At 64.9% G+C, this 22,065-nt stretch carries 22 protein-coding genes; 16 read left to right on the forward strand and 6 right to left on the reverse strand.

All coding sequences use genetic code 11. The annotated features are described in order from the left end of the window. Positions 1–4: 4 nt before the first annotated feature. On the reverse strand, positions 5–925 hold the full coding sequence (gene mutM, locus ASF34_RS02415; RefSeq protein WP_056158283.1) for a bifunctional DNA-formamidopyrimidine glycosylase/DNA-(apurinic or apyrimidinic site) lyase: 921 nt from the start codon (positions 923–925) through the stop codon (positions 5–7). A gap of 144 nt (positions 926–1,069) precedes the next feature. Between mutM and ubiE the strand changes: the two genes are divergently transcribed. The 4 genes from ubiE to ASF34_RS02435 all read left to right on the forward strand — a co-directional run bounded on the left by ubiE (position 1,070) and on the right by ASF34_RS02435 (position 5,438). Continuing rightward, the gene (ubiE, locus tag ASF34_RS02420) at positions 1,070–1,843 is read left to right on the forward strand and encodes a bifunctional demethylmenaquinone methyltransferase/2-methoxy-6-polyprenyl-1,4-benzoquinol methylase UbiE (protein ID WP_056158898.1); all 774 of its coding nucleotides are present in this window, start codon (positions 1,070–1,072) and stop codon (positions 1,841–1,843) included. Positions 1,844–2,054: 211 nt separating this feature from the next. Beyond that, complete coding sequence (gene ubiB, locus ASF34_RS02425) at positions 2,055–3,611, forward strand: 2-polyprenylphenol 6-hydroxylase (RefSeq protein ID WP_056158286.1); 1,557 nt, start codon at positions 2,055–2,057, stop codon at positions 3,609–3,611. Between the two features lie 100 nt (positions 3,612–3,711). Then, complete coding sequence (locus ASF34_RS02430; RefSeq protein WP_056158289.1) at positions 3,712–4,983, forward strand: phosphopantothenoylcysteine decarboxylase domain-containing protein; 1,272 nt, start codon at positions 3,712–3,714, stop codon at positions 4,981–4,983. 245 nt (positions 4,984–5,228) lie between these two features. Further along, positions 5,229–5,438, forward strand: a complete 210-nt coding sequence (locus tag ASF34_RS02435) for a hypothetical protein (RefSeq protein ID WP_056158291.1) — start codon at positions 5,229–5,231, stop codon at positions 5,436–5,438. Positions 5,439–5,461: 23 nt separating this feature from the next. Here the strand turns inward: ASF34_RS02435 and ASF34_RS02440 are convergent, their stop codons facing one another. Then, entirely contained in the window at positions 5,462–5,869 is a 408-nt protein-coding gene (locus tag ASF34_RS02440) for a VOC family protein (protein WP_056158294.1), read from the reverse strand. A gap of 53 nt (positions 5,870–5,922) precedes the next feature. Further along, positions 5,923–6,555, reverse strand: coding sequence for a glutathione S-transferase family protein (locus tag ASF34_RS02445; protein ID WP_056158297.1), 633 nt, complete (start codon positions 6,553–6,555; stop codon positions 5,923–5,925). 459 nt (positions 6,556–7,014) lie between these two features. On the opposite strand from ASF34_RS02445, the gene rpsT reads away from it, so the two are divergent. The 4 genes from rpsT to recF all read left to right on the forward strand — a co-directional run bounded on the left by rpsT (position 7,015) and on the right by recF (position 11,860). After that, positions 7,015–7,281 carry a 30S ribosomal protein S20 gene (gene rpsT, locus ASF34_RS02450; protein WP_018042629.1) on the forward strand — a complete coding sequence of 89 codons (267 nt, stop codon included), beginning with the start codon at positions 7,015–7,017 and terminating at the stop codon, positions 7,279–7,281. Between the two features lie 563 nt (positions 7,282–7,844). Next, entirely contained in the window at positions 7,845–9,356 is a 1,512-nt protein-coding gene (dnaA, locus tag ASF34_RS02455) for a chromosomal replication initiator protein DnaA (RefSeq protein ID WP_056158902.1), read from the forward strand. Between the two features lie 177 nt (positions 9,357–9,533). Continuing rightward, positions 9,534–10,655 (forward strand): DNA polymerase III subunit beta, encoded by a 1,122-nt coding sequence (gene dnaN, locus ASF34_RS02460; protein WP_018042627.1) that lies wholly within the window; start codon positions 9,534–9,536, stop codon positions 10,653–10,655. 41 nt (positions 10,656–10,696) lie between these two features. Next, a complete protein-coding gene (gene recF, locus ASF34_RS02465) occupies positions 10,697–11,860 on the forward strand; it encodes a DNA replication/repair protein RecF (RefSeq protein ID WP_056158906.1) in 1,164 nt (387 codons plus the stop codon). 1 nt (position 11,861) lies between these two features. Here recF and ASF34_RS02470 read toward each other — a convergent pair whose 3' ends face one another. Together ASF34_RS02470 and ASF34_RS23040 are read right to left on the reverse strand one after the other, a co-directional pair. Then, entirely contained in the window at positions 11,862–12,488 is a 627-nt protein-coding gene (locus tag ASF34_RS02470; protein ID WP_018042625.1) for a disulfide bond formation protein B, read from the reverse strand. 10 nt (positions 12,489–12,498) lie between these two features. Then, a complete protein-coding gene (locus ASF34_RS23040; RefSeq protein WP_018042624.1) occupies positions 12,499–12,654 on the reverse strand; it encodes a DUF5993 family protein in 156 nt (51 codons plus the stop codon). 116 nt (positions 12,655–12,770) lie between these two features. Here ASF34_RS23040 and ASF34_RS02475 point away from each other — a divergent pair, with 116 nt between their 5' ends. From ASF34_RS02475 to ASF34_RS23290, 8 genes are all read left to right on the forward strand, one after another. Beyond that, positions 12,771–13,409, forward strand: coding sequence for a LysE family translocator (locus ASF34_RS02475; RefSeq protein ID WP_244478866.1), 639 nt, complete (start codon positions 12,771–12,773; stop codon positions 13,407–13,409). 170 nt (positions 13,410–13,579) lie between these two features. After that, a complete protein-coding gene (gene recQ, locus ASF34_RS02480) occupies positions 13,580–15,436 on the forward strand; it encodes a DNA helicase RecQ (RefSeq protein ID WP_056158300.1) in 1,857 nt (618 codons plus the stop codon). Between the two features lie 244 nt (positions 15,437–15,680). After that, entirely contained in the window at positions 15,681–16,742 is a 1,062-nt protein-coding gene (locus ASF34_RS02485; protein WP_244478867.1) for a hydrolase, read from the forward strand. Between the two features lie 158 nt (positions 16,743–16,900). Beyond that, positions 16,901–19,120 (forward strand): phosphoribosylformylglycinamidine synthase subunit PurL, encoded by a 2,220-nt coding sequence (gene purL, locus ASF34_RS02490; protein WP_018042620.1) that lies wholly within the window; start codon positions 16,901–16,903, stop codon positions 19,118–19,120. 26 nt (positions 19,121–19,146) lie between these two features. Next, positions 19,147–19,383 (forward strand): BolA family protein, encoded by a 237-nt coding sequence (locus ASF34_RS02495; RefSeq protein WP_018042619.1) that lies wholly within the window; start codon positions 19,147–19,149, stop codon positions 19,381–19,383. A gap of 22 nt (positions 19,384–19,405) precedes the next feature. Then, on the forward strand, positions 19,406–19,912 hold the full coding sequence (locus tag ASF34_RS02500; RefSeq protein WP_056158303.1) for a DUF29 family protein: 507 nt from the start codon (positions 19,406–19,408) through the stop codon (positions 19,910–19,912). A 45-nt stretch (positions 19,913–19,957) separates the two neighbouring features. Next, complete coding sequence (gene grxD / locus ASF34_RS02505) at positions 19,958–20,299, forward strand: Grx4 family monothiol glutaredoxin (RefSeq protein WP_018042617.1); 342 nt, start codon at positions 19,958–19,960, stop codon at positions 20,297–20,299. Positions 20,300–20,792: 493 nt separating this feature from the next. Continuing rightward, entirely contained in the window at positions 20,793–21,188 is a 396-nt protein-coding gene (locus ASF34_RS23290) for a hypothetical protein (RefSeq protein ID WP_244478868.1), read from the forward strand. A gap of 30 nt (positions 21,189–21,218) precedes the next feature. On the opposite strand, the gene ASF34_RS02510 is transcribed toward ASF34_RS23290, so the two are convergent. Further along, positions 21,219–22,043 carry a hypothetical protein gene (locus ASF34_RS02510; protein ID WP_056158308.1) on the reverse strand — a complete coding sequence of 275 codons (825 nt, stop codon included), beginning with the start codon at positions 22,041–22,043 and terminating at the stop codon, positions 21,219–21,221. Positions 22,044–22,065: the final 22 nt, after the last annotated feature.

Consider the following 22,065-nt stretch of genomic DNA (forward strand, 5'->3'; position numbering starts at 1 on the left):
CGAGTCAGGCCCGGCGAACAGTAGGTTTGCCGGGCTTCGCAGGCTGACAGGTGGCACAGTAGAAGGTCGACCGTCCCGATTGCACGATCCGCGCGATGGTGCCGCCGCAGCCTTTCGTGGTGCAGGGCTCGCCCGTGCGGTCATAGACCCGGAACGCATGCTGGAACGAGCCCGACCCGCCATCGGTATGGGCGTAGTCGCGCAGGGTGGACCCGCCGGCGGCGACGGCCTCGGTGAGTACGTCGCGGATCATCCGCGCGAGCAACCGCGCTTTCGTCGTCGGCCGCCCGTCTTCCTTTGCCAGGATTCCCGCCGGCAATTCGGGGTGCAGTCCCGCGCGGTGAAGCGCTTCGCAGACATAGATGTTGCCGAGACCAGCAATCAGCCGCTGATCGAGGAGAGCGGCCTTCAGCGGCGTGATCTTGTTGCGGAAGAGGAGCGCCAGGCTCTCCGGGCTCATGGCTTCGCTCAGCGGCTCTATCCCCATCGCGGCGAAATGCTTACAGCCGGCGAGGTCCAGGGTCGGCACGAGGTCCATGAAGCCGAAACGTCGCGCGTCGTTGTAAGTGACGGTGGCGCCGTTCGACATCGCCATCACCACATGATCGTGCTTGGCGTTGCCGAGCGCCCCTTCGAGGTAGAAATCTCCCGGCGAGACGTTACGGCCGTCCGGCAAGGCCACGTCGAAGCGCCCGCTCATGCCGAGATGCAGGATCAGCGTCTCCCCGGTGTCGAGACCGGCGGTGAGATATTTCGCCCGTCGCGCCAGATCGGTCACCGTGGCGCCTTCGAGCCGCTGTGCGAAGCGCTCGGGGAAGGGAAACCGCAGGTTCGGCCGGCGCAGGGTCACACGGGAGAACGTCGCGCCCACCATGACGGGGGAAAGACCGCGACGGACGGTTTCGACTTCGGGCAGTTCGGGCATGGAGGGGGGCGAGGCTCTGGATCGGGGACGGCGCCTACATGACAAGAGCGGCATCCGCCACCCGATCGTCATGCACCTGCCTAACCCGGCACATGGCGATCCGTGCCGGCTTTCGCTATGACGCTCGCGCAAGAGGATGGTGACATGAGTTCGGCCGAGCGATCGAAGGACGAGACCAGCACGCATTTCGGGTTCGAGCAGGTTGCGCTCGACGAGAAGCAGGGGCGTGTCGACGACGTGTTCCGCTCCGTGGCGAAACGCTACGACCTGATGAACGACCTGATGTCGGGCGGGCTCCACCGCGCCTGGAAGTCGCATCTCATCTCGATGCTGCGGCCACCGCGCAACCGGCCTTTCCACCATCTCGACGTGGCCGGCGGCACCGCCGACATCGCCTTCCGCTGCCTGGAGGCGGGGGGCTCCGAAACCCATGTCACAGTGCTCGACATCAACGAGTCGATGCTGCGGGTCGGTGCGGAGCGGGCCGGCCACCGCTATGACGGCCGGATCGATTTCGTCACCGCGAATGCCGAGTCGCTTCCCCTGCCGAACGAGGCGTTCGACGCCTACACCATCGCCTTCGGCATCCGGAACGTTCCCCGGATCGACCTGGCCCTGGCCGAGGCACGCCGCGTCCTGAAGCCCGGCGGGCGCTTCCTCTGCCTGGAATTCTCAAAAGTCGATCTGCCCGTCCTTGACCGGATCTACGACGCCTACTCGTTCCACGTGATTCCTCGCTTGGGCGCGAGCGTGGCCGGCGATGCGGATTCCTACCGGTACCTCGTGGAATCCATCCGCAAATTCCCGACCCCTGGTCGATTTGCCGGCATGATCGAAGACGCCGGGTTCAAGCACGTCACCCACCGGCCCCTGTCCGGCGGAATCGTCGCGATCCATTCCGGCTGGAAGATCTCGTGACGTCAGATCGGATCGATCTGCCCGATCTGGTCCTACACAGCTCCCTCATCCTGAGGTGCCGCGATAGCGGCCTCGAAGGAGGCCTCCAGATCGCAGGGTGGCCTCTGGAAACCTCCTTCGAGGCCGCCGCTCCGCATCGTCACCTGAGGATGAGGTTCAGTGGTGGGACGAGTGCTGGTCCTGCCGTGATCACGCATGTCGAAAGCATCCCATGCTAGGCGCCATCGTCTATCTCATCCGCGGTGCCGGGGTCGGCTTCGTGCTGGCACGCGAAGGCGGGCTGTCGTTCATCGACCCCACCGAGCTGCCGCCGCATCTTCGCTTCGCCCTTAAGCTCGGGCGGATGCTGGAGCGGCCGGGCCTCGGCGCCGGGGCGGGTCCGCTGCAACGTGCGCTGACCCGGCTCGGCCCTTCCTACGTCAAGTTCGGCCAATTCCTGGCGACGCGGCCCGACATCGTCGGCATGAATGCCGCCCTCGATCTCGAGAATCTGCAGGACCGGGTTCCGCCCTTCCCGCAGGAACAGGCGATCCGCGTGGTCGAAGCCGCCTTCGGCAAGCCGGTCCGCGAGCTGTTCCTGTCCTTCAGCGAGCCCGTGGCCGCCGCGTCCATCGCCCAGGTCCACAAGGCCCACATCCTCGACGCGAACGGCGTCGAGCGCGTGCTGGCGGTGAAGATCATGCGGCCCGGCGTGCGCGAGCGGTTCCAGCGCGATCTTCAGGTGATGCGGTTCATGGCTCGCGTGGTCCATGCCCTGTCGCCGAAGGCGGAGCGCCTGCGCCCGCGCGACGTGGTCGAGATCCTGGCCCGCTCCGTGATGATGGAGATGGATTTCCGGCTCGAAGCCGCGGCCATGTCCGAGCTCGCGCAGAACACAAAGGACGATGCCGATTTCCGCGTGCCGAAGCCCGAATGGGAGCTGACCGCGCGGGACGTGCTGTCGAGCGAGTGGATCGAGGGCATCCGGCTCAATGATCGCGCCGCCATCGTCGCTGCCGGCCACGACCCCAAGGCGCTCGGCCTCGCGGTCATCCAGTCCTTCCTGCGGCAGGCGATCCGCGACGGCTTCTTCCACGCCGACATGCATCCCGGAAACCTGTTCGTCGATGCGAGCGGCACGCTCGTGGCGGTCGATTTCGGCATCATGGGCCGGCTCGGGATGATGGAGCGGCGCTTCCTCGCCGAGATCCTGCTCGGCTTCATCCTGCGCGACTACAAGCGCGTGGCGCAGGTGCATTTCGAGGCGGGCTACGTGCCGGCCCACCATTCGGTGGAGGATTTCGCCCAAGCCATCCGCGCCATCGGCGAGCCGATCCACCAGCGTCGGGCCGACGAGATCTCGATGGCCAAGGTGCTGACCCTGCTCTTCGACATCACTGCCCTGTTCGACATGAGCACCCGCACCGAACTGGTGATGCTGCAGAAGACCATGGTGGTGGTGGAGGGCGTCGCCCGTTCCCTGGACCCGCAACTCGACATGTGGACCGGAGCGGAGCCGGTGGTCCGCTCGTGGATCGCGCGTAATCTCGGACCTCTCGGGCGAATCGAGGGTGCGGGACGGGCGGCCCTGACCTTGTCCGACGTCGTCACCGACCTGCCCGATCTCGCCCAGCGCCTGCGCCGGATTCTCGTGCGTCTCGACGAGAGCGGAACCGGCGACCGCAAGGCGTTGCAGAGCATAGCCCGCAAGGAGCGTCGACGGGCGCTGTGGTCCACGGCGGCGCTCTGGGCCATCGCGGTAGGCGCACTGGTGATGGCGTTCCGGTAAGGGCCGGGTGAACGGGATGGCGCGGACACCGCTGTTCGTGGCCGCACTGTCATATCCGTTCGCTGTGGACGATCACGAAGTGCGGGAGTAGCCCTCCATCATGACCCTCCCCCTCCAGAACCGACGCATCCTGCTCGTGATCGGTGGCGGTATCGCCGCCTACAAGTCGTTGGACCTGATCCGCCGCCTCCGCGAGCGCGGGGCGCGGGTGCGTCCGCTGCTCACGGCGGGGGCGCAGGAATTCGTCACCCCCCTCGCCGCTGCCGCCCTCGCCGGGGAGCGCGCCCATACCGACCTGTTCGACCGGGCGGAGGAAGCCGATATCGGCCATATCAAGCTGGCGCGCGATGCGGATGCCATCGTGGTCGCGCCTGCCACCGCCAACCTGATGGCGCGGATGGCGAGCGGAGACGCCTCGGACCTCGCCTCCACGGTTCTCCTGGCGACGACCCTCCCGATTCTGATCGCTCCGGCGATGAATGTCCGCATGTGGCAGCATCCGGCGACGCGTCGGAACCTGGCGACGCTCAAGGGCGACGGTGTCCGAGTGGTCGGACCCAATGACGGCGCCATGGCCGAAGCGGAGTTCGGTCCGGGCCGCCTCGCGGAACCCCTGGAAATCGCCGATGCGGTCGAGGCCATGCTCGGTGAAATTTCGACGGCATCCTCGGCGGCGACCGGGGGATTCGGATTTCTCGCCGGTCGTTCGCCGCAGAAGCCTCTCGCGGGCCGGCGCGTCCTCGTGACGTCCGGCCCGACGCATGAACCGATCGACCCCGTACGCTACCTCGCCAACCGCTCGTCGGGGCGACAGGGCCATGCCATCGCCGCCGCTGCCGCAGAAGCGGGCGCGGAGGTCACGCTGATCTCCGGTCCCGTTTCCATCGCCGACCCGAAGGGCGTTACAATCGTGCGTGTGGAGACCGCGCGGGAGATGCTTGCTGCGGTGGAGGCCGCCCTCCCCGCCGACCTCGCTGTCTTCGCCGCGGCGGTGGGGGACTGGCGCCCGGCTCAGGACAGGACGTCGAAGATCAAGAAGGACGGAGCGGCCGTGCCGCCCCTCTCCCTTGTGGAGAATCCGGACATTCTCGCCACCATCGCCAAGCGCAGTGAAGGGCGCCCGAAGCTGGTGGTCGGCTTTGCCGCCGAAACCGATTCGGTGATCGCCCACGCTCGGTCGAAGATCGCCCGCAAGGGCTGCGATCTGCTCGTCGCCAACGATGTCTCCGCCGAGGGCGGCGTGATGGGCGGCACCGCCAACACCATCCATCTGCTCGACCGGGACGGTGGGTTGGAGACATGGCCGACCCTCGACAAGGACGAGGTCGGGCGACGACTCGTGGAGCGCTTCGCCGCGCGGCTCGCACCGTGATGCGGATCAATCTCGCAGATGCCACGTTAAGACTTGACGAACCCTTCGCACCGCATCATGTGGGCGCAACCGCCGTTGCCCGGCATATGCTCGGCTCGGTGGATCACAGGAACTTTCGAACCCAATGCCCAGCGACAGTAGTCGATGGACCGCGCCGAATTCGGCCGACAGCGTGTTGAGCGCCTGATCGCGTGATCGGGTTCACCCGCGATCGGCCTTGCCGGCCGGTCGAACGAGGTGAGCCCATGACCTTTCAGACCTTTGCTTTCCGCCGTGCCCGCTCGCGCGTCGCTTCGCCCGCCCGCGACAACAGCGTGGCGTTGATCCTTCTCGTGATGATGTCGCTGGTCTTCGCGCCCGTAATCGGCATGCATCTCGTGGCGGCCTTCGCCCCCGCTTCGCTTCCCTCGACGCTGATGACGCGCTCGGCCGGTACGGCGCTTCCGCCGGGCTGAGCTCGGCGGCCACGAAGCACGCCTTAGGATCGCGGCGGCATGGCTGCCGGATCCATATGCATCAGCTCCCAGACGTGGCCGTCCGGATCCTGGAACGAGCAGCCGTACATGAAGCCGTAATCCATGTTCGGCTTCCAAGGCTTGGCGCCGGCCGCCAGCGCCTTGGCCAAGGTATCGTCGACGTCCTGACGTGATTCGCAGGAGAGGCAGGTCAGCACTTCGGTGGCCTTCGACGCATCGCAGATGTCGCCGGTGATGAAGTCACGAAAGCGCGCTTCCGTCAGCAGCATCACGAAAATTCTGTCCGACACCACCATGCAGGCCGCATTCTCGTCGGTGAAGGCCGGATTGAACGTGAAGCCGAGGGCGCCAAAGAAGGTCTTAGAGGCTTCGAGATCCTTCACCGGCAGATTGACGAAGATCATCCGCATGTCTGTCGCTCCTTCTCATGATTCCGGTGGGCATGGTGGGTCGCGGACAGCGATCAGCCCGCTTCCTGCTGCTGGGCCGCCAGGGCGGATTCTTCGGCCGTGATCTTGCGGAAGGAGGGGCGATCCTTGATCCGGGCCACGTAGGCGACGATCAAGGGTTCTTCCGGGACGAGTTTGAAGGCGGTCATCCAGCCGAGTGCGGTACCCCAAAGGATGTCGGCGGCGCTGAATCGCTCGCCTAGAAGATACGGCCCCTTCGACAGGCCCGCGACGATGCTGTCGAGAACCGCGTCGAAGCTGCCATAGGGGGACATCGCCATCGGGCCCGGCTCTCTTTCGAGCGCGCGGTCGATCACCGCCGGCTCGAAGCACGACCCGTACAGAATCATCCAGCGAAGATAGGGACCGCGCAGCGGGTCCCCGATCGGCGGCGCGAGGCCCTTCTCGGCGAACTCGTCGGCGAGATAGAGATAGATCGCGGCCTGCTCGGTGATGACCGCATTCCCGTGCCGGATGGCGGGGACCTTGCCCAGGGGATTGATCGCCAGATAGGCGGCCTCGCGATGCTCCCCCGCCCTCATATTGAGGACGTGTAGGCGGTAGGGCACCTGGAGCTCGTCCAGCAGGATGCGGACGCCAGACGAGCGCGTGTTGGGTGAATGATAGAGCGTGATGTCGGAGGTCATCGATTCCGTTTCGCGTGCGAATCGTGGAAGGCCACTTTCTCCGAAGCCCGGTCCCGGTCAAACATCGTCTCATCGTTAGGCGAAAAAAGACGGTCGCCGGATGATCGTGTCGGGAACGAGAGGGTTGTATCGGGGCGCCCCCTTCAATTGTCGAAGCGGCGGATAACCTCTCCGTATTTCAACGCAATACTTGCCGTGATGGTGCTGCGTTGTCCGATCGGCGTCATTCTGTGCAGAATGTCGATGGCTCGGCCGAGGGTTCGGCAGCATCGGCGGCGCGGACATTCGCGCCTGTCGCGTTGACGGAATGCCGGGGCGTGTCTATAGAGCGCGCTTCGCCGACAGGCCGCACTCAAGCAGCCCGTCGGCTTCGCCATTGCCCGAACAACCTTCGCGCGTAGACCGACACACCAAGCCCGCGGGCTCGTCGGCATCGCCCTACATGAACGAGGATGCCCCATGGCCAACACCGTGTCGGCCAAGAAAATGACCCGCAAAATCGCGAAGCGGACCGCTGTGAACCGCTCGCGCCGCAGCCGTATGCGTACCTTCCTCCGCAAGGTCGAAGAGGCGATTTCCGGCGGCGACCAGTCCGTTGCGCTGACCGCCCTGCGGGCAGCCGAGCCCGAGATCATGCGGGCCGCTCAGCACGGCATCGTTCATAAGAACAACGCCTCCCGGAAGGTTTCGCGCCTCGCGGCGCGGGTCAAGGCTCTTGCAGCCTGATCCTTCCTTCCTCGGATGACGCGAAAGAAGCCCGGCCTCAGTGCCGGGCTTCTTTCGTTTCAGGCTCGGTTTTCCGCCCCGTTCCCGATACTTTTTCCGCACGAGCACGCCGGATGTCTCGTGGCGGGTGCCGGTCATCTCTCGATGGTCCGGCCGGCTGGTCATCGCTTCAATTTGAGTCGAACCGTTAACCCTACTTGCGAATCTGCCGTGTTGCGGAGTCTAGGAGGGCTGTGTAGATTAATGATCTCTCGCCAGAAGCGGGAAAATTCACACTTAATTCAAACCTATCCGAATCGTCCGCAAGGTTTCGGGCGGCTCAGGACTCGGTGCGGATCAGCGAGACTCTCACGGCACCTCACACAGCTTTCCCCGCAACCCCCGTTGTTAGGAGAACCGTAGCTTATTGTTGATAGGCTCCTCTCATCGGCAAAAGCCTGCGGTGGAGATGTTGACTCCGCAGGATCTCTATGGGTTCCGCGAATTCCTTGCGGGGCGTGAAGTCAGTCCAGTGTGCGTACGTTCCGAGCGGCGGCTTCGCCCTCGGCGCGAGGAGAGCGATGATGCATGTCGACGGTAGCGTGGCGGGTAACGCCGAGACCGGCATGGGTGGCGCAGGGGGATCGGACACGGTTGCTGCCTGGGCGCGCGTGAAGCGGCGCCTGCGGGCGGAATTGGGCGAAGACGTCTTCGCCAGCTGGTTCGCGCGTCTCGAATTGGTGGAGGTGGTCTCCGGGACCGCCCGCCTTAGCGTGCCGACCCGATTCCTTAAGAGCTGGATCGAATCCCATTATCTCGACCGTGTCCTGGCCACGTTCCGCAGCGAGGTAGAGAGCGTCTCGCTTATCGAGGTGGGCGTGCGCGGGGCAGGTGCTCCCCCACGCGTCGTTTCGGGTGCGGTCAAGTCCTCGGCTCCCGCGAGTCCCCTCGCCCGTCTCCAGGCCGCCAGCAACGCGCAGCCCTCATCCGGCGAGATGAGCTTCCCAGCCGAGGCGGAATCCTCCTCTCAGGCGCGCGGCGAAGCCTCCAGTGACCTCAACGGCGCGCCCCTCGACAATCGCCTCACCTTCGCGAGCTTCGTCGTCGGCCGATCCAATGCCCTGGCACACGCCGCAGCCGAGCGCGTGGCCCGTCATGATGGGCAGGGCGCCCTCTACAATCCGCTCTATTTCCATGCCGGCGTGGGCCTGGGTAAGACCCACCTTCTCCACGGCATCGGCCATGCCGCTCGTGAATCCGGCCGCCGTGTGATCTACCTGACCGCCGACCGCTTCATGTACGGCTTCGTCAACGCCCTGAAGACCCAGAGCGCGCTCGCCTTCAAGGAGAAGCTGCGCGCCATCGATCTGCTCATCCTCGATGACGTCCAGTTCATCCAGGGCAAGTCGATCCAGGCCGAGTTCGGGCACACGATCAACTCGCTCATCGATGCGGGCCGTCAGGTCGTCGTCGCCTCGGACCGCCCGCCCACCGAACTCGAAGCCCTGGAAGAACGGGTCCGTTCCCGTCTGGCCGGCGGCCTCGTGGTCGAGATCGGCACGCTGGACGAACAACTGCGCATGTCGATCCTGTCGGCGCGGCTCGCTGCCGTGCGGGTGGCGCATCCGAATTTCGAAGTGTCGCCCACCGTCGCCACCTATGTCGCCCGCGCGATCACCGCCAATGGCCGCGATCTCGAAGGCGCCGTGAACCGGCTTCTCGCCCATGCCACGCTCACCGGCACCGCCGTGACCATGGAGACGGCAGAAACCGCGATCCGCGACCTCGTGAAGAACCGGGAGCCCAAGCGCATCAAGATCGAGGACATCCAGAAGCTGGTTGCCTCGCGCTACAACGTCTCGCGTTCCGACATCCTGTCGGAGCGGCGGACCGCCGCCGTGGTCAAGCCGCGCCAGATCGCGATGTATCTGTCGAAGGTGCTGACTCTACGGTCGCTGCCCGAGATCGGCCGCCGCTTCGGAGGCCGCGACCACACCACAGTGCTCCACGCGGTCCGCAAGATCGATAAGCTGATCGGCGAGGACAATGTGCTGAACGACGAGGTCGAGCTCCTCAAGCGGATGCTGCAGGACTGACTGGCGGGATCGGAGCAATGCGGGAGACGTCCCTCCCGCATTGCCCTGGATAGAGCGTTCCGCGCTCTTGCGTTCGGACAGGGCCTTCGCCAAGTTCACCGGCCAAGCCGCCGGCTCCATCCGTCACCGTTTTCGGGGTGGGCGACGTTTTTTTTAGAATGACCACGAGTTGTTGCGATGAAAGTCACTGTCGAGCGCGCGGCTCTCCTTCGATCGCTCGGCCACGTGCATCGTGTGGTGGAGCGGCGCAACACGATTCCGATCCTCTCCAACGTGCTCCTGCGCAGCGGGCCTGATGGACTGGAGCTGAAGGCGACCGACCTCGACATCGAGGTGACGGAATCCGTGCCCGCCGACATCGTCGATCCGGGTGCCACCACGGTGCCCGCGCATGTGATCTACGACATCGTGCGCAAGCTTCCCGATGGAGCGCAGGTCTCGCTGGAGACGAGCGGCGAGACCGGTCAGATGACGATCCGTTCCGGGCGCTCGCGCTTCTCCCTCGGTGCCCTGCCCGAGGGTGACTTTCCGGATCTCGCCGCCGGCGAACTCGGCACCAGCTTCGCCATTGGTGCCAGCGACCTCAAGCGCCTCATCGAGAAGACACAGTTCGCCATCTCCACAGAGGAGACGCGTTACTACCTCAACGGCATCTACCTCCACACGATCGAGGTCGACGGCGCGCTGAAGATGCGTGCGGTCGCCACCGATGGCCATCGCCTCGCCCGCGTCGAGATCGATGCCCCCGAGGGCAGCCGTGGCATGCCGGGCATCATCGTGCCGCGTAAGGCCGTGGCGGAGATTCAGAAGCTGGTCGAGGATGGCGGCGAGACCGTCGAGATCGACCTCTCGCCGGCCAAGATCCGCTTCCGCTTCGCCAGCGGTGTGACACTGATCTCCAAGCTCATCGATGGCACCTTCCCCGACTACCAGCGGGTGATCCCGTCGGGGAACGACAAGTTCCTCACTGTGCAGCGCGACCAGTTCGCCCGTGCCGTCGACCGTGTCTCGACGATCTCGTCCGAGCGCGGCCGCGCGGTGAAGCTCGCCGTGCAGGAGGGCCGCCTCGCCCTCTCCGTCAACAACCCGGATTCCGGTAGTGCCACGGAAGAGCTCGACGTCGATTACGAGGCCTCCGCCCTCGATATCGGCTTCAATGCCCGCTACCTCCTCGATATCACCAGCCAGCTCGAGGGCGACACCGCTCTGTTCAAGCTCGCCGATCCCGGCTCGCCGACCCTGATCCAGGACCGCGAGGGCGCTTCGGCGCTGTATGTGCTGATGCCGATGCGGGTGTGATCGACGTCGTTTCGCCGATTACCCAAGAAAGTTCGGGCATCGTGGATCCATCCACCGACGAACCGTCCGTCGTCGGTCTGCGTCTCACCCGTGTCATCTGCCGCGACTTCCGCAACCATGCCGATCTCGACCTCGCTGTCGGGAGCCGCTTCGTCGCGCTTGTCGGAGAGAACGGGGCGGGGAAGACCAACCTGCTCGAATCGATTTCGCTCTTCTCCCCCGGCCGTGGCCTGCGGCGCGCGGACCTCTCGAGTATGGCGCGGAATGCCGGCTCCGGCGGGTTCGCGGTCTCCCTCGCGCTGAAACAGGGAGAGGACGAGCATCGCATCGGCACGGGCTTCGAACCCGCCGTGGGCGACGGCCGGGCTACGCGTCTGTGTCGGATCGACGGCGAGACGGTAGGCTCCCCCGTAGCCTTCTCCGAGTTCTTGAGGGTGGTCTGGCTGACGCCGGATCTCGACGGTTTGTTTCGCGGGCCCGCCGGCGACCGCCGTCGCTTCCTCGACCGCCTGGTCCTTGCCGTCGACGCGACGCACGGCGCCAGGGTGAACGCGCTGGAGCGGGCGCTCCGATCGCGCAACCGCCTGCTCGAAGAGCGACCCAGCGACGGGCAATGGCTCGATGCGGTCGAGCGCGAAGTCGCCGAACTCGGCGTCGCTGTGGCGTTGGCGCGGCGCGAGACCGCCGAGCGGCTGGATCGCCTCATCGCCGAGACCCGCGATGACGCGCAGCCCTTTCCATGGGCGGGGCTCAGGCTGGAAGGCGACCTCGACGATCTCGTGGCCGTCTGGCCGGCCCTGGAGGCGGAGGACCGGTTCCGCGCCGCCCTCCGCCAGGGCCGCCACCGCGACCGTGCCGCCGGCCGCACCCTGGTCGGCCCGCAGGCCACCGATCTCGTAGTCCGGCATGGACCGAAGGACGTAGCCGCCGCAACCGCCTCGACGGGTGAGCAGAAGGCGCTGCTCATCGGCCTTGTGCTGGCCCATGCGCGCTTGGTTCAGGCCATGTGCGGCATCGCTCCCGTCATCCTGCTCGATGAGGTCGCGGCGCATCTTGATCCGCGACGGCGGGCCGGCCTGTTCGATGCCTTGGCCGCCCTGCAGGGGCAGGTTTGGATGACCGGCGCCGATCCGGCGCTGTTCGCCGAATTGGACGGCCGGGCCGACATGGTTTTGGTCTCCGACGGACGTATCGTGCGCGCCTGAATCACCGCGCGATGAGCCGATCGAACATCTCGTAGTTCACCGGATTGTCCGGACACAGGCCGAACCCGCATTCGGCGAAGGTCGAGCCGGCATTGGCCAGCGCCACGACGAGAAACAGCAGGACCACGGAAAGACCGAGCGCCCCGGCTCGGGTGCCGGGAAGAACCGTCGGCGCCGTTCCGGTGGGCTGCCCAAGGACCGAGACCGTCTCCGGGCGGGACACGGCGGCCTCAGGGGTGAACTGCCGATCCCACAGGCACAGGATGGCGACGGCGACGATCACGCCGGTGAAAGCGATGAGCGCCCAGACATAGAAATGGAGGCCGAACAGGGCCGAGCCGTAGGTCCCGGTTCCGGGGATGATGTGCAAAGCCGTCTGACGGGCGGAGACCGCGCCCCCTACCACAGCGCTCAGGATGACGATGGCATAATGTGACGGTCTCGGCCGGTCGCAGATATTGAGGACGAGCCCCAGGCCGACCGCCGTGAAAGCGGCGCGCTGAAGGACGCAGAGCGGGCACGGCAATTCTCCGAGGACGATCTGAAACCAGAACGCCACGAGCAAAATGAGGCTGCAGCCAAGGAGTCCCGCTGCGTTGAGCGCGCGGGCGAGGGACGATGCGGACATTCCGTGGCCTTCAGAAGACGAGCGGCAGGGCGTCGGTGGCGTGCTCGCGGAACAACGCCAGCAACACGCCCAGGGACAGGCCCCAGAGGAGCAAGGCCAGGCCGCGTCTCCCGGCGATCGCCGCCCCCGTGGCGCCAGCGAAACCGAGGAAGGGAAGGACCATCATGGGATAAACTCGCCGGTCTTTCATCGGCCCGCGATGACGACCCGCTGACCCTTGCCCATCTGAGCAGACATCTCCTTTCGGGTGACTTAAGATGTGAAGTCTTTGTATGCCCTGTATTGCAACTGTCGACCGGAGCAGGCGTCATTCCCATCGCGCATCTCGTCGTCTTCGCCGCCATCTATGCCGCCGCCGTAGCCTCCCCCGGACCCGGCGTCGCAGCCTTGGTGGCGCGTGTCCTCGCCGAGGGCACCCGCGGCATCGGTGCCTTCGTCGCGGGCTTCATTGTCGGCGACCTGATATGGTTCGCCGTCGCGGCGGGTGGATTCGCCCTGGTGGCGCAGACCTTCGCGCCGCTCCTCGTCGCCCTGAAATATGCCGGCGCGGTCTATCTCGCTGTCCTGGCGTTCAAAGCCTGGACATCCCGGGTCGGCGTGATCGACGCGGAGCCTCTTCGTGACGAGGGTGCATTGCGCCTGTTCGCGGGCGGCCTCGCCGTCACCCTGGGCAACCCGAAGGTGATCCTGTTCTTCCTGGCCCTGCTGCCGACCTTCGTCGACCTCGACCGGATCGATGCTCCGGGGCTGGCGGAACTTGGCGCTACCATCGTTCTCGTCCTCGGCACCATCCTCTCTGGTTACGTCCTGGCGGCCGAACGAGCCCGGCGCGTCATGACCTCCGCCCGGGCGCGACGACTGCTCAATCGTGGAGCCGGGACGGTCATGGCCGGTGCCGCCGTCGCGATCGCGTCCCGTTGACACGTTCGAGATCGAGGTGAGGTGGTGGTCCCGACGATTGACCTCGGGGCCCAGGGCCGTCAAAGCCACCATCCTGGCAAATGACGGCCTCGACGGCGGCATTGCCGTGCCGAGGATCGTCGCGCGGCGTCCGCCTGCCGCCCTTCCCTGACCGCGATGACGGGCCCTGCATGACCGACCGCCTCGACGAAGCTCGACGCGCCCTCAAGACCACCTTCGGCTACGACGATTTCCGGCCCGGACAGGACGAGGTGATCGGTGCCGTCCTGGATGGGACGGATGTCTTCGCGGTGATGCCGACGGGCTCGGGCAAGTCGATGACCTATCAGCTGCCGGCGCTGGTCGAATCCTCGCTCACGGTGGTCGTGTCGCCGCTGATCGCCCTCATGCACGATCAGGTCCAGCAGATGATCGGTTTCGGCGTCGAGGCGGCGACCCTGAACTCATCGGTGGCGGAAGCGACGTCCCGGGAGACCTGGCGCAAGATCCGCAGCGGCGATCTGCGGCTCCTCTTCGTCTCGCCTGAGCGGCTGATGATGGAAGGGCTGATGGATGCCCTGCGCGGGGCGGGCGTCCGGCGGCTGGCCGTGGACGAGGCTCATTGCGTCTCGCAATGGGGGCATGATTTCCGCCCGGAATACCGCGATCTCTCCAAGGCGCGCGAGGCGTTGGGGAATGTCCAGACCGTGGCGCTCACCGCTACCGCCGATAAGGCGACGCGGGCCGACATCACCGAGCGGTTGTTCCCGGCTGGTCGCGACCTGAAGGCCTTCGTCCATTCCTTCGACCGGCCGAACATCCGGCTGACTTTCACGCCGAAGGACAACCCGACCCGCCAGATCGAGCGCTTCTTGCGCCACCGACGCTCCGAGAGCGGCATCATTTACTGCTCGTCGAGGAAGCGCACGGAGCAACTCGCGGAGGTGCTCGCCAAGGATGGGTTCAACGCCCTCCCCTACCATGCCGGCCTCGACCAGGGCACGCGCATGAAGAACCAGGACACGTTCCTTCAGGAGGACGGGGTGGTGATGACCGCCACCGTCGCCTTCGGCATGGGCATCAACAAACCGGACGTGCGCTTCGTCTGCCACGCCGACATGCCCTCCAATGTCGAGGGCTACTACCAAGAGATCGGCCGCGCCGGCCGCGACGGCCTGCCCGCCGACACGCTCACGATTTACGGCCTCGACGACATGTCGCTCCGCCGCCGGCAGATCGACGAGAAGGACGTGCCCGATGAGCGCCGTCGCGTCGAGCGGCGCAAGTTGGAGGCGATGATCGCTCTTTGCGAGGGGGCGACCTGCCGGCGGCAATCGCTCCTCGGCTATTTCGGCGAGGCGAGCGAGCCCTGCGGCCGCTGTGATCTGTGCCGCAGCGGCATCTCGCTCATTGATGCCACCGTGCCGGCGCAGAAGCTGCTCTCGGCCATCGTGCGAACGGGGCAGCGATTCGGCGCGGCTTATGTCTGCGACGTGGTCCACGGCAAGGAGACCGACACGATTCGGCGCAACGGGCACACGGCGCTGAAGACCTTCGGCGTCGGTGCCGACAAGCCGCTACCGGCATGGCGGGCGATGCTGCGCCAGCTCTTCGCGGCCGGTGCCGTGGCGGAGAACGACGACGGGTTCGGCGGGCTCTCCCTGACTGAAAAGGGCGAGGCCATCCTGTTCGGCCGCGAAGCGATCCAGATGCGGCCGGACCCGGAGCCGAAGGTGGCCGAGCCTCGCGACCGCAAGCGCAGCGGCGCGGCGCGCGAAGATGCGACCCTCGATCTCGATCCAGCGACGGAAGCTCTGTTCCAGCACCTGCGTGGCCTGCGCGCCACCATCGCCCGCACGGAGGGCATCGCCGCCTTCATGGTGTTCCCAGACCGGACGCTGATCGAGATGGCGCGGGCGAAGCCGGTGGATCTCTATGCCCTAAGGACGGTCCAGGGCGTCGGCGAGCGCAAGCGCGATGCCTACGGGGAGCGGTTCGTCACAGCAATCGCGGAGCATCTCGCTCATGGGGCCGGGGGCAACGCCTGATGCGAATTCGCACTCGTACGAGGTCGACCTGATCGTGTAGGGACCGGTTCCGGCGCTTCGCTTGCAGGCGCCGCCCACCTTCTCCTCCTGCTGCACGGATAAACATCCCATCGCTTCGGAATCACCCGCCACAGATCTCCTTCCGCGCCAGATCTTCTACATGCCGGGTTTCGATCCGCGTGAGCCTGAAACCTATTGGGGCTTGTTTCGGCGCGAGAGCAGACTCACAGCGGTTAGGCGCGGCATGGCCATCGCCGTGAGCGACCCGGTGCGGTCGGAAGATGGCTTGCGCCTCGATTGGACGGTGAACGTGGACGGGGCCCCCACGCGCTATACCCTGCTGCGCTGGGACGACATCGTCCGCGCCCGCTTTCCGCGATCGAACTGGCGACGCCTTGTGGAGGTCCCCGCCCTATGGTGGCGCCTCTACCGCAGCGGCTACGTTCGCAGGTTTCGGCGGGAAGCCAAGCGCTTTGCCCGCGTGATCATCGGCGTCCACCAGATCTATGCCGGCCTGATCGTCGCATCGGTGATCCTGGCGGCGTTGCCGGCTCTGCTCGGACCGTCAGGCTGGCGACCCTGGTTGATCGCGGCGATCCCGGTCATCTCCTACGCCCTCCTCGCCGGCCTGATGGGCTTGACCCGGTCCAAACCGTTCTATGTCGCCCACCTCGTGGACGACGCCGCATTCACCCACGACCACGCCAGCGGTGCCGAGACGCGCATGCGCCGGCGTCTCGACGCCTTCGCCGATGAGATACGCACCGCTGAAGGCAGAGCAAGCGAGATCGTCGTCATCGGACATTCCTCATCGAGCTTTCTCGGCGTCGAGGCTCTCGACAGGGTCCTCACGCAGGATCCAAGCTTCGGGCAGCGTGGCACGCCGGTTTCCTTCGTCAGTATCGGCAGCGTGATCCCTTGGATCACCCTCGATGCACCGGCTGGCGAGATGCGCGCGGCCCTCGCGCGGGTGGCGGCATGCCACGCCATCCGTTGGCTCGACGTGCGTGCGAAGTGGGACTGGCTTTCGGTCCACCAACGCGACGTCCTCAGCGCCTCCGACATGCCCTCCCCGCCTGCACATCGGCCGGTGGAGATCCATGTCCGCATCACCGACCTGATCGAGAAGAACATCATCGCCCGGCGCAAGTGGAATCTGTTCCGCATGCATTTCCAGTTGCTGATGTCGAGCCTGAACCCACAGGCATTCGATTACGTCGCCTTCGTCGCTGGTCCCGAGCCTATCCACAGCGCCATCGATCGCCTGCGTCTTCCAGGTGAGCCCGCCTCCGAGAAGGTCCTCTGACGCAGCGTTTCCGCCAGTCCGCATGGCCGGACGCCGCTTTGATGAGTTGCCAGCACGGGCGCTTACCCTCTAGAGCCGACCGGACTTGGTGAACCTCGCAAACCCATTCCGAGATCGGGAGGGGCGCGACAGATACCTGAGCGGTCGAGAGGGGTCGCATGTTCCGCAACGATGTTCCGATCACACCGGAGCTGGTACGCCAGCATGGCCTGACGCCGGACGAGTACGAGCGCTTCCGTGGCCTGATCGGACGCGATCCGACCCTGACCGAGCTCGGCATCGTCTCGGCCATGTGGAACGAGCACTGCTCCTACAAGTCCTCGCGCAAGCACCTGCGCGGCCTGCCGACCTCGGCGCCATGGGTGATCCAGGGACCCGGCGAGAATGCCGGTATCATCGATATCGGAGACGGACTGGCCTGCGTCTTCAAGATGGAGAGCCACAACCACCCGAGCTTCATCGAGCCCTATCAGGGCGCAGCGACAGGGGTTGGTGGCATCCTGCGCGACGTGTTCACCATGGGGGCGCGGCCGATCGCGGCGCTGAACGCTCTGCGCTTCGGCTCTCCGGACCATCCCCGCACGCGCCACCTCGTCTCCGGTGTGGTGGCCGGCATCGGCGGCTACGGCAATTCCTTCGGCGTCCCAACCGTGGGCGGCGCCGTCGGTTTCCACCCGCGCTATGACGGCAACATCCTCGTCAACGCCATGGCGGTGGGCCTCGCCCGCACCGACGCGATCTTTTATGCGGCGGCAACAGGCGTCGGGAACCCAATCGTCTATCTCGGCTCTAAGACCGGCCGCGACGGCATCCACGGCGCCAGCATGGCCTCGGCTGAGTTCGACGACGCCTCCGAATCGAAGCGCCCCACGGTGCAGGTCGGCGACCCCTTCGCCGAGAAGCTGCTGCTCGAAGCCTGCCTCGAACTGATGGCGACGGGGGCCGTCATCGCGATCCAGGACATGGGTGCGGCCGGCCTCACCTGCTCGGCCGTCGAGATGGGCGCCAAGGGCGATCTCGGCGTAGAGCTCCACATCGAGAAGGTGCCAGCCCGCGAAGAAAACATGAGCGCCTACGAGATGATGCTCTCGGAGAGCCAGGAGCGCATGCTCATGGTGCTCAAGCCCGGTATGGAAGCGGAAGCCGAGGCCATTTTCGTGAAATGGGGCCTCGATTTCGCGATCATCGGGCACACCACCGACACTCTGCGCTTCGTGGTGAAGCATGACGGCGTCACGATGGCCGACCTGCCGATCAAGGAACTCGGCGACGAAGCCCCGCTTTACGACCGGCCGCACATCGCCAACACGCACCAGCCGGTGATCGCGGCCGCCGACGTGCCTGCGCCGATCGGCAATGCCGAGGCCCTGAAGAAGCTGGTCGGCTCCCCCGACCTCTCTTCGAAGCGCTGGGTCTACGAGCAGTACGACCACTTCATCGGCGGCAACACCGTGCAGAAGCCCGGTGGCGACGCCGCCATCGTTCGCGTCGAGGACGGACCCAAGGGGCTAGCCCTGACCGCCGATGTGACTCCGCGCTATTGCGAGGCGGACCCGGTGCAAGGCGGCCGGCAGGCCGTGGCGGAAGCCTGGCGCAACATCACGGCGGTGGGCGCCAAACCTCTCGCCATCACCGACAACCTGAATTTCGGCAACCCGGAGAAGCCCGAGGTGATGGGGCAGCTCGTCGGCTGCCTCAAGGGCATCGGCGAGGCCTGCCTCGCCCTCGACTTCCCCGTCGTCTCCGGCAACGTCTCGCTGTACAACGAAACCAACGGCGTCGGCATCCTGCCGACCCCGACCATTGGCGGCGTCGGCCTTCTCGACGATGTCACGAAACACGCCACAATCTCGCTGAAGCGTGACGGCGATATGCTCGTCCTCGTGGGCGCCACGGAAGGCTGGCTCGGCCAATCGGTCTATCTCTCGGTGGTTTCCGGGCGCGAGGATGGTGCGCCGCCGCCGGTCGATCTCGCGGTAGAGCGCCGCAACGGCGATTTCGTGCGCAGCCTCATCGTCTCGGGCCTCGTCGACACCGTGCACGACCTCTCCGATGGCGGGCTTGCCGTGGCCCTCGCCGAAATGGCCATTGCCGGTGGTATCGGCGCGACCCTGCCGGATGCGCCCGCCGGTCTTCCCGCGCATGCCTATCTCTTTGGAGAGGACCAAGCCCGCTACCTCCTCAGCGTCGACCCGGAGAACGTGCCGGACCTTCTCTACAGCGCGAACGCGCAGGGTATTCCGGCCTCCGTCATCGGCTTCGCTGGAGGGCAAGATTTGACCTTGCCCGCGGGCGAAACCATATCCGTCTCGGATCTGCGCGAGGCGCATGAAGGCTGGCTGCCGACCTACATGGCGACCCGGCCTGCCACGGTCTGAACGTCACTCGAAAGGGATTGAGTCCGATGCCGATGGATGCGCGCGATATCGAGGCCATGATCCGCGAGGCGCTGCCCGACGCCACGATCGAGATCAAGGATCTGGCCGGCGACGGCGACCATTATGCCGCCACGGTGATCTCCTCGGCCTTCAAGGGAAAGACTCGTGTGGCGCAGCACCAACTCGTCTACGGTGCGCTTCAGGGGCGGATGGGGGGCGTCCTGCACGCCCTTGCGCTCACCACCGGTGTCCCGCAAGATTAGGGGCGATCAACAGGGCGTCCCCATGGACCAGCCGAGCCTGTACGACGACATCGTGAGCGGGACCGAGCAGCAAGCGTCGGCCCTGCGCGCCCTCTCGCGACGGTCCGACCTGTCCAATATGCTGGACTGGGAGAATGTCGCCGAGGAGATAGAGAGCGTGGGGCGTTCACAGGCCCAGGCCGGTGAAAGCCTCCGCACTCAAAGCCCGGCGCATCTCTTAGAGCGGCTATCCGCGCCACGCACCCTCCCCGTGGAGCATTGGCGCAGGGAGGTTGGGGCCTTCCAGATCGATGCCCGCGGACGTTGCGAACCTTCCATGTCGCAGCGTATCGACTGGTTCAACGGCTGGGCCGCAACCCAGGAACTAGCCAAGCCGGGACGGACCGCATACGGCGATACGCTGATCTCCAACTTGCCGTTTCAATGCTCCTTGGGCGTGGACGATCCCCTGGTCACCCCATTCTATATTGACGACGCGCTTTTGAGGATCGCCGAAACGACGATCTTGAAATCGCCGGAAAAACACTGATTTCAAGCGCTAGTTCCCCGCCTCAGTCCTGGAAAGGATATTTGCATGACCGACGTCAACGCCGCCATCAAGACCGAGATCGATTCCCAGGACGTCGTCGTGTTCATGAAGGGCACGCCACAGTTTCCGATGTGCGGCTTCTCCGGCCAGGTCGTGCAGATCCTCAATTACCTCGAAGTGCCGTTCAAGGGCGTGAACGTTCTCGACGACATGGCGATCCGCGACGGGATCAAGGCCTTTTCGAATTGGCCCACCATTCCGCAGATCTACGTCAAGGGCGAGTTCGTGGGCGGTTGCGATATCACCCGCGAGATGTTCCAGTCGGGAGAATTGCAGCAGTTCCTCACGGAGAAGGGTGTGGCTGTAAAGGCGACTGCAGTCGCCTGAAGCGACCAAAGTTCAATGTTAAATGTCGATTAAGGGCGCGCGAGTGCCCTTTTTCGTGTCGCTCGCACTTTATCGGGACAAGAGCGCAACGGCCGATTTTACATTGAACCTTGGGCAGGGGGGCCTTGGGCTCGAGGATGAGGGGCGATTGGCTACCCATCCAAGGTCATCGCGGGCCACGTCAGAGGGTCATCGAGTTATGTAGAATATTAGATAAGTTACATAGGAGGGTGATATTTTTTGGTTAAATCATAAATCTTGAGTATCAATGTGATTAAAAACGAGCAAATTTCAGTGATTATTGGGTTTTATTGGGCGAGCAGCCATTTTTATTATTTGAAAATGAACCGATAATAAATCCTTCTATTTGATATTTCCTCAATAATCTGAGATTTGTTCCCGCGACGATTAGCTGGGTTTCAGTTTAATTCGCCCATGGATGGGGTGAGGCGGCCGACACTTACTATACTTTTGGAGGAGGTCCCATTCCAGATTGTATGAACCTGTAATCGAGTGTGTTGCCGCACTGCGAAAACTTCGTGGCGATGCAAAATGCAAATTAAGCGTAAACAATCGTGGCGGACGGGAACTTGTTGCCGGAATCCACATTGTCGGTTTATACGCACACAACGACCCATGCGAAGTTCGCACGGCTCAAGGTCTGGTGACCGCAATGCCAGTGTTTGAAGCAAAGAATCTGGATTCAGAATTCGAGGGACAGGCTCTCCTCGCGGCCATTCTGTTCCCCACCCAGGAAGTGCAGGATCGGGCACTGACCCATGGCCGCAACCGCGCTGCACGCGGGTGCGCTATGGCTGATCCCCTCACTGTTGAAGCGCGGTATCCGCATTCCCTGCGTGATCCAGAGATCGAAGTACAGCTGTCCTGATTCCGCGCGTACTCGATATCGTCAGTCTGCTCACCAAGTTTGGCTGGTGATCAGGCCGTGTTTCGTAACAACCGCCCAGTTCCGCCCGCGTCTCTCGACGGAATCGACCTTGCCGACGCCTGGGATCGTGTCCCCTGGGCCGACCTCCACGAGGCGATGACGACGGTCTTCGATGACGGCCACACCGTTATAGACCTCGCGCACAGCCCATCCATCGATGACAGCCGGTGTCGAAGCTTTTGCCTTGTCGGGAAGGGATCCGGTTTCCGTTGGCTCAGGCTGCTGAGGCTTGGCGGCTTGCGTCGCCGCTACAGGAGCGGCCGGAGCGGGCGCCGCCGCTCGCTTGTCCAATTGCGACGTCAGAGCAGCGATTTTTGCCGTCTGGTCTCGCTCTGTTTGATCCTGCCGGTCGGCGAGGCTCGTGACTTTCGAAACGATAGCCTGTTCGGCCTTGCCGATCCGGTCGTTGAGGGCGGCGGACCGATTCTTCGCTTCGCTGCGGACAGACTCGGTAGCATCCTGCACCTGCGCGAGAACCTTTCCTAGCTTCTCGATTTCGGTCTGTAGACGGGCGACATCCGCCTGGCGGATTTCCAGACGGGATTGGATCTGCGCTAGCTGCTCCGAGGATGGATCGGATTTCGGCGAAACGAGGCTCATCGCTCCTGCGCCCACAGCGAGCCCAATCACGAGGGCCGCCGCCGCCACTCCGCCAAGAAGCGGGGAAATCGATGGCAGTCGCCGACGATTCTCCGGCATCGGCGCGGGCTTCACCTTGGTGCCGCTAACGGCTTGTTTCAAAAGCGCTTCCGGCGACCGATCGGACTCCGCCGCCCCGATGACCTTACCCGCCATGTCTCAAGCTTCCCGTTTGACC

This window comes from Methylobacterium sp. Leaf106 (assembly GCF_001422895.1).
GTDB classification, from domain to species: Bacteria; Pseudomonadota; Alphaproteobacteria; order Rhizobiales; family Beijerinckiaceae; genus Methylobacterium; species Methylobacterium bullatum.